This is a genomic window from Kitasatospora sp. NPDC057500 (assembly GCF_042802195.1).
GTDB lineage: Bacteria > Actinomycetota > Actinomycetes > Streptomycetales > Streptomycetaceae > Kitasatospora.
On sequence record NZ_JBHVER010000356.1, the window covers coordinates 1 to 4,473 of the forward strand.

The following is a 4,473-nucleotide window of genomic DNA, read 5'->3' on the forward strand; positions in this document are numbered from 1 at the left end:
TCACCACGCTGAAGGAAGCCGCCACGGGCGCCGGAACCACCCCGTGAACGCCCGGGAGGCGGGGTCCCGGTCGTGGGGACCCGGCCTCCCGCCGTTGGCGGGGGCGCCGGTCAGGCGTTGACCAGCTCCTCGTCGGTCCGCCCGCTGGGCAGCTCGACGTGGGCGCCGAGGTCGCGCAGCTTGTCCATGAAGTTCTCGTAGCCCCGGTTGATCAGGTCGATGCCGTGGACGGTCGAGGTGCCCTCGGCCGCCAGCGCCGCGATCAGGTACGAGAAGCCGCCGCGCAGGTCCGGGATGACCAGCTCGGAGCCGATCAGCTTGGACGGGCCGGAGACCACCGCGGAGTGCAGGAAGTTGCGGGCGCCGAAGCGGCACGGGGTCGCGCCCAGGCACTCGCGGTAGAGCTGGATGTGGGCGCCCATCTGGTTCAGCGCGCCGGTGAAGCCCAGCCGGGACTCGTACACCGTCTCGTGCACGATGGACAGGCCGGTCGCCTGGGTCAGCGCGACCACCAGCGGCTGCTGCCAGTCGGTCTGGAAGCCGGGGTGCACGTCGGTCTCCAGGGCGATCGCCTTGAGCTCGCCGCCCGGGTGCCAGAACCGGATGCCCTCGTCGTCGACCTCGAAGGCGCCGCCGACCTTCCGGAAGGTGTTGAGGAAGGTCATCATCTCCAGCTGGCGGGCGCCGCGGACGTAGATGTCGCCCTTGGTGGCCAGCGCCGCGCAGGCCCAGGAGGCCGACTCCAGGCGGTCCGGCAGCGCGCGGTGGGTGTAGCCGTCCAGCTCGTCGACACCGGTGATCAGGATGGTGCGGTCGGTGCCCAGGGTGATGATCGCACCCATCTTCTGCAGCACGCAGATGAGGTCGACGATCTCCGGCTCGATGGCGGCGTTGCGCAGCTCGGTGACGCCCTCGGCGAGCACCGCGGTGAGCAGCACCTGCTCGGTCGCGCCGACCGAGGGGTAGGGCAGCTCGATCCGGGTGCCGCGCAGGCGCTGCTGGGCCACCAGGTAGGTGCCCTGCGGGTGCTTCTCGATGGTGGCGCCGAACTGGCGCAGCACCTCGAAGTGGAAGTCGACCGGCCGGCCGCCGATGTCGCAGCCGCCCAGGCCCGGGATGAAGGCGTGGCCGAGGCGGTGCAGCAGCGGGCCGCAGAACAGGATCGGGATGCGCGAGGAGCCGGCGTGCGCGTCGATGTCGGCGACGTTGGCGCTCTCCACGTGCGAGGGGTCGAGGATCAGCTCGCCGTCCTCGTCGCCGGTGCGCACGGTCACGCCGTGCAGCTGGAGCAGCCCGCGGACCACCTTGACGTCACGGATGTCCGGGACGTTGCGCAGTCTGCTGGGACCCTGTCCGAGCAGGGCGGCGACCATGGCCTTGGGGACCAGGTTCTTCGCACCGCGGACGCGGATCTCGCCTTCCAGCGGGTTTCCGCCGTGGACCAGCAGGACGTCGTCGGTCATCGTTCTCGCAATCCGGGGTGCCAGAGGGGTGGGTGGGGCTCGGCGACGAGCCATGCGGTGGAACGGTTGCACGGGCGCGTCGGGCCCCCGGCGTGACCGAATCGGCACCGTGGACGGGCGTCCACCATCAGTAGATGGTAGTGGTCGTGCCGGTGGTTCCCGTGAGCCTCTCCCGTGATGGTGCTCTCCCCGGGCCCCGCGGCGCGCGCCGGTGCGTCCGTACGGGTGTTCGCGGACGGAGCGCCGCCCGGGCGCGGCGGACCGGGCCCGGCGGGCCGCCCGCCGGTTTTCGGGTGTCCGCCGCGGGGGGTTCTGCGGGATCATGTGGACATGACGGCGGCCCATTCGCACGGAGGCCGGTCCCACACCGGCCGTCTGCTCGTCGCGACACCCGTGCTCACCGACCCGAACTTCGCCCGGGCGGTGGTGCTCCTCCTCGACCACGACGCCGAGGGGGCGCTCGGCGTGGTGCTGAACCGGCCGACCCCGGTCGAGGTCGGCAGCGTGCTGGACGGCTGGGGCGTGCTGGTCGGCCGGCCCGCGGTGGTGTTCCAGGGCGGGCCGGTGGCCCTGGACTCGGCGCTCGGCCTGGCGGTGGCGCCGGGGGAGCCGGGCACCGGGGAGCCGCTCGGCTGGCGGCGGGTGCACGGCGCGATCGGCCTGGTGGACCTGGAGGCGCCGCCCGAGGTGCTGGCCGGCGAGCTCGGCGCGCTGCGGATCTTCGCCGGGTACGCGGGCTGGGCGCCGGGGCAGCTGGAGTCGGAGATCTCCAGCGGCGCCTGGTACCTGGTGGACTGCGAGCCGGGGGACGTCTCCAGCCCCGAGCCGGAGCGGCTGTGGCGCTCGGTGCTGCGCCGCCAGCGCGGTCCGCTGGCCCTGCTGGCGAGCTACCCGGACGACCCGACGCTCAACTGAGGGGCGCCCGGCGCGGCCCGCGCCGCCGCGTCACGGGCCGGCCGCCGCGACACTGGCCCGGTTTCGCGGGGCGCCCATAGACTTGGCACCCATGAGCACTCTTGAGCCCGAGCGCGGCCTCGGCACCGGCACCCTGGTCGAGCCCGTCCCGCAGGTGTCCCACGGGGACGGCGACCACGAGCGCTTCGCGCACTACGTCCAGAAGGACAAGATCATGGAGAGCGCCCTCTCCGGATCCCCCGTGGTGGCGCTCTGCGGCAAGGTGTGGGTGCCCGGGCGCGACCCGAAGAAGTACCCGGTCTGCCCGATGTGCAAGGAGATCTACGACGGCATCGGCAAGCCGCAGGGCGGCGACGACAAGGGCAAGTAGCCCGTTCCGTTCTCCGCACCGCCGTTTTGCATAGCACCGCGATTGCCGGGTGGTCTATGCCGGTCGTCCGGGCGGGGGGAGGATGGCGCAATGGACCTCATTCCCGCCCCCGTGAGTTCCGTCCGCCTCCCGGACCAGGACTTCCCGCTCGACCGGACGACCACCCTGACCGCGCCGCCGGAGCTGGCCGGGGCCGAACGGTGGCTGCGTTCCTCGTTGACCGCCGCCACCGGCCTGCCACTCGCCCCCGGCCGGCCCGGTGAAGGCGTCGAACTGGTCCACGACGACACGCTGGCCGCCGAGGCGTACCGGCTCTCGGTGCGCCCCGGCCACGCCGTGGTCACCGCCGGCGGGCCGGCCGGCGCGCTCTGGGGTGCCCAGACGCTGCGCCGGCTGCTCGGCCCGGACGCCTACCGGCGCGCCCCGCTGCGCTCCGAGTGGGTGCTGCCCGGCGTGGACATCGAGGACGCGCCCCGGTTCGGCTGGCGCGGTGCGCTGCTGGACGTCGCCCGCCACTTCCTGCCCAAGGCCGACGTGCTGCGCTTCGTCGACCAGCTCTCCGCGCACAAGCTCAACGTGCTGCACCTGCACCTGACCGACGACCAGGGCTGGCGGGTGGAGATCAAGCGCTACCCGGAGCTCACCGGGAAGGGCGCCTGGCGCGAGCGCTCGATGGTCGGCTACCGGGCCGGCCAGCGCCGTGACGACCGCCCGCACGGCGGCTTCTACACCCAGGCCGACCTGCGCGAGATCGTCGCCTACGCGGCCGAGCGGGGCATCACGGTGGTGCCCGAGATCGAGCTGCCGGGCCACACCCAGGCCGTCGTGGCCGCCTACCCCGAGCTGGGCAACACCGACGTGGTGGACACCTCGGCGCTCGGCGTGTGGACGGACTGGGGCGTCAGCCACAACGTGCTCAACCCCTCCGAGGCCACCCTGCGGTTCTTCGAGGGGGTGCTGGAGGAGGTCCTGGAGGTCTTCCCCTCCGAGTTCATCCACCTCGGCGGCGACGAGGTCCCCAAGGAGCAGTGGAAGGAGAGCGCCTTCGCACAGGCGCGGATCCGCGAGCTGGGCCTGTCCAACGAGGACGAGCTGCAGAGCCACATCATCCGGCACTTCGACACCTGGCTGGCCGAGCGCGGCCGGCGGCTGATCGGCTGGGACGAGATCCTGGAGGGCGGCCTGGCCCCCGGCGCCGCCGTGTCGTCCTGGCGCGGCTACGGCGGCGGGATCGCCGCGGCGCAGGCCGGGCACGACGTGGTGATGTGCCCGGAGCAGCAGGTCTACTTCGACCACCGGCAGGCGCCGGGCGAGGACGAGCCGATCCCGGTCGGATTCGTGCGCACGCTGGAGGACGTCTACCGCTTCGAGCCGGTGCCGCCCCAGCTCGACGAGGCCGCCGCCCGCCGGGTGATCGGCACCCAGGCGAACCTGTGGAGCGAGTTCATGCACAGCGCCCGGGACATCGACTACCGGGCCTTCCCGCGGCTCGCGGCCTTCGCCGAGGTCGCCTGGTCGGCGCTGCCCGCCGACCCGGCCGCGCGCGACTTCGCGGGCTTCGAGCGCCGGATGGCGGCCCACCTGGAGGTGCTGGACGCGCTCGGCGTGGAGTACCGCCCGGCCGCCGGTCCGCACCCGTGGCAGACCTGGCCCGGTGTGCAGGGCCGGCCGATCGACGGGCCGCCGCCGGTGGTCTGACGGCGTGGCGGGAGGACGTCCGGTGAC

The 4,473-nt window shown here is 73.4% G+C and carries 4 protein-coding genes; 3 read left to right on the top strand and 1 reads right to left on the bottom strand.

The genetic code is table 11. The features are described 5' to 3' along the window. Nucleotides 1–110 precede the first annotated feature (110 nt). Nucleotides 111–1,463: a UDP-N-acetylglucosamine 1-carboxyvinyltransferase gene (gene murA, locus ACFU74_RS36245; RefSeq protein ID WP_380764390.1), complete on the bottom strand. Its 1,353-nt coding sequence runs from the start codon at nt 1,461–1,463 to the stop codon at nt 111–113. Between the two features lie 330 nt (nt 1,464–1,793). Here murA and ACFU74_RS36250 point away from each other — a divergent pair, with 330 nt between their 5' ends. The 3 genes from ACFU74_RS36250 to ACFU74_RS36260 all read left to right on the top strand — a co-directional run bounded on the left by ACFU74_RS36250 (nt 1,794) and on the right by ACFU74_RS36260 (nt 4,446). Continuing rightward, nucleotides 1,794–2,378 carry a YqgE/AlgH family protein gene (locus ACFU74_RS36250; protein WP_380764391.1) on the top strand — a complete coding sequence of 195 codons (585 nt, stop codon included), beginning with the start codon at nt 1,794–1,796 and terminating at the stop codon, nt 2,376–2,378. A gap of 91 nt (nt 2,379–2,469) precedes the next feature. Then, entirely contained in the window at nt 2,470–2,748 is a 279-nt protein-coding gene (locus ACFU74_RS36255; RefSeq protein WP_344325167.1) for a DUF3039 domain-containing protein, read from the top strand. Nucleotides 2,749–2,838: 90 nt separating this feature from the next. Beyond that, a complete protein-coding gene (locus ACFU74_RS36260) occupies nt 2,839–4,446 on the top strand; it encodes a beta-N-acetylhexosaminidase (protein WP_380764392.1) in 1,608 nt (535 codons plus the stop codon). Nucleotides 4,447–4,473: the final 27 nt, after the last annotated feature.